We start from the raw sequence: 3,535 nt of genomic DNA on the forward strand, positions 1-3,535 counted from the left end.
GGGTAACCCTCATGGCTATTTTGGAGGAAGTATTCAGGGGAGCCCTGAAACGAAAATTTGGATCGGACGATAATTTTGATATTATTATTAATCCGGATAAAGGCGATTTGGAAATCTGGAGGAACCGTACCGTGGTTCCGGATGGAGAGGTTGAAGAGCCGAATGAAGAGATTTCGCTGACTCAGGCGAGGAAAATCGAGCCGGATTTTGAAATTGGCGAGGACGTTTCTGAGGAGGTAAAGTTAAAGGATCTCGGTCGCCGCGCCATTTTGGCACTGCGGCAGAATTTGATCGCCAAAATACACGAACACGACAATACGACCATATACAAACAGTTTAAGGACCTCGAGGGGGAGATTTACACCGCAGAGGTGCATCATATTCGCCACCGGGCTATTATCCTGCTCGATGATGAGGGCAATGAGATTATCATGCCCAAGGAGAAGCAGATCCCATCTGACTTTTTCCGGAAAGGAGACAACGTTCGTGGGATTATTGAGAGTGTGGAGCTTAAGGGAAATAAGCCGCTGATCATCATGTCCAGAACCTCTCCCATTTTTCTTGAACAATTGTTTCATCAGGAAATACCCGAAGTATTTGACGGCTTAATTTCTGTGAAGAAAGTAGTTCGAATCCCCGGAGAAAAGGCTAAAGTTGCCGTGGATTCCTATGATGACAGAATCGACCCGGTAGGGGCTTGTGTAGGGATGAAGGGTTCCAGGATTCACGGGATTGTCCGTGAGCTCGGTAACGAGAACATAGATGTTTTGAACTGGACGAATAATCCTCAGTTGATGGTGACCCGGGCGCTGAGTCCTGCGCGGGTATCCATGGTAAAGCTCAACGATGAGAATATGACGGCTCAGGTGTACCTGAAGCCGGAAGAAGTATCTAAAGCCATTGGCCGGGGCGGACATAATATTCGCCTGGCCGGGAAACTCACCGGATATGAGATTGATGTCTTCCGCGAGGGTGTTGAAGAAGACGTAGAGCTCACTGAATTTTCCGATGAAATTGAAGATTGGATAATTGCAGAGTTCAGGAAAATAGGTTTGGATACGGCCCGTAGCGTATTGGAACAAGACGTTGACGATTTGGTAAAAAGAACCGATTTAGAAGAGGAGACCATTTCGGATGTAGTCCGGATCCTCAAGGAAGAATTAGAAGATTAAGCTATATTAGCACCTTAATTAGCGAAAAAAGAGCGCAAAAAATTTATGGCAGAGAATGCGACCATAAGGCTTAACAAAGTCCTGAGAGAACTTAATATTTCATTGGACCGGGCGGTGGATTACCTCACCTCCCAGGGTCATGAGGTGGATGCCCGCCCCACGACAAAGATTTCCAATGAAATATACCAGGTTCTATTGGAGGAATTTCAGACGGACAAAAGCAAAAAGGTTGCCTCCAAGGAAGTTAGCGAAGAGAAGCGGAAGGAGAAAGAAGCCCTTCGGTTACAGCTTGAGCAAGAATTGGAGGAGAAACGAATTGCGCGGGAAAAGCGCGCACAGCCTGAGGTAGTTAAAGCCAAAGCAGAGTTAAGCGGCCTGAAGACCGTGGGTAAAATTGATCTGGATGGCCCAAAGAAAACCGCCACCCCAAAACCTGAACCTGAGGTAGAAAAAACCGAGGAAAAGGCTGCGGAACAACCAGCGGTTGAGAAAGGAGCCGAATCCCCTGAGGCGGCGCCAACGAAGGCAAAAGCTGAGACACCGGCACCGGCAACTCCTAAGGAAGAAGCCGCGGCAACCCCGAGCCCTAAATCAGAGGACAAGACGACGGAAACCCCGGAGTCTGCAGAGCCGGTCAAACACGAGACGGAGTATCAAAAGCTCTCTGGGCCTACGATAAAGGACAAGATCGACCTGACCAAATTCGAGAAGCCCAAGAAGAAGAAAGAAGAAAAATCTGATGACAAAACGGACCGCAAGCGTCGTCGTCGTCGGATTATAAGTAAATCGGATAGCGGCCGAGGTCGTGGCCCCGGAGGAAAAGGGCAGCGTCCTTCGACCATGAAGGTGGAGCCCACTGAAGAAGAGGTGCAAAAGCAGGTGCGGGAGACACTCGAAAAACTCCAGGGAAAATCTAAAAAAGGTAAAGGCGCCAAGTATCGTCGCGACAAGCGGGATCAGCACCGTCAGCAAACCGAGATGGATCTTGCACAGCAGGAACTGGACAGCAAAATCCTTAAGGTAACCGAATTCGTGACCGCTCAGGAAGTGGCTACTATGATGAATGTCTCTACGACCGAAATCATTTCAGCCTGTATGTCCCTGGGTATTATGGTTACTATGAACCAGAGGCTCGATGCAGAAACCCTGGCCATCGTGGCTGAGGAATTTGGGTACGAAGTGGAATTTGTCACCGCGGACATCGAGGAATCTATAGAGGAAGAAGTAGACGCCCCGGAGGATCTTAAAGCCCGTGCGCCTATTGTTACCGTTATGGGTCACGTGGATCACGGTAAAACCTCTTTGCTCGACTATATCCGGAAGGAAAACGTTATTGCAGGAGAGAGTGGTGGAATTACACAGCATATCGGTGCCTATGGCGTAATGCTCGATAACGGAGAGCGAATTTCATTTCTGGATACACCCGGTCACGAGGCTTTTACGGCCATGCGGGCCAGGGGGGCTCAGGTCACGGATATTGCGATAATTGTGATTGCTGCCGATGATGATATTATGCCGCAGACAAAGGAGGCTATCAGTCACGCCCAGGCGGCGGGGGTTCCTATCGTATTTGCGATTAACAAGGTCGATAAACCCACAGCCAATCCCGATAAGATTAAAGAAGGTCTGGCAGGAATGAACCTTTTGGTCGAGGACTGGGGGGGTAAAATCCAATCTCAGGACATATCTGCCAAGACAGGTGCCGGCGTTAAAGAATTGCTCGAAAAAGTGCTGCTTGAAGCTGAACTGCTCGAGTTAAAGGCGAATCCCGATAAGTTGGCTTCCGGTACGGTAGTCGAAGCTTTCCTGGATAAAGGTCGGGGCTATGTTTCTACGGTACTTGTACAGGCCGGAACCTTGAAAATAGGGGACTATGTACTGGCCGGAACCTGCAGTGGAAAAGTAAAGGCCATGCACGATGAGCGTGGCAAAGACGTGAAGGAAGTAGGGCCATCACAGCCTATTTCTATTCTCGGGTTGGATGGAGCTCCACAGGCAGGGGATAAATTCAACGTAATGGAAGACGAACGAGAGGCCAAGCAAATTGCAGCTAAACGCAGCCAATTGCTCCGGGAACAGTCCGTTCGAACCCAACGTCATATTACGCTGGATGAAATTGGAAGGCGTATTGCCCTGGGTGATTTCAAAGAACTCAACATTATCCTCAAAGGAGATGTGGATGGTTCGGTGGAGGCCCTTTCAGACTCTTTCCAGAAATTATCCACAGATGAGATACAGGTCAATATTATCCACAAGGGGGTTGGGGCTATCACGGAGTCCGATGTACTGCTCGCTTCTGCCTCAGACGCCATAATTATTGGCTTTAACGTCCGTCCAATGGGTAATGCCAGGGACGTGGCCGA

General features: G+C 49.1%; 2 protein-coding genes. Both read left to right on the forward strand.

All coding sequences use genetic code 11. The features are described 5' to 3' along the window. Positions 1-1,172: transcription termination factor NusA (gene nusA, locus WBV75_RS13375; protein WP_424121086.1), on the forward strand; the 1,172-nt coding region annotated here is incomplete at its 5' end. A gap of 45 nt (positions 1,173-1,217) precedes the next feature. Then, the coding region (gene infB, locus WBV75_RS13380) for a translation initiation factor IF-2 (RefSeq protein ID WP_424121087.1) at positions 1,218-3,535 on the forward strand (2,318 nt) is incomplete at its 3' end.

It is taken from the genome of Robiginitalea sp., assembly GCF_049588695.1.
Lineage (GTDB): Bacteria > Bacteroidota > Bacteroidia > Flavobacteriales > Flavobacteriaceae > Robiginitalea.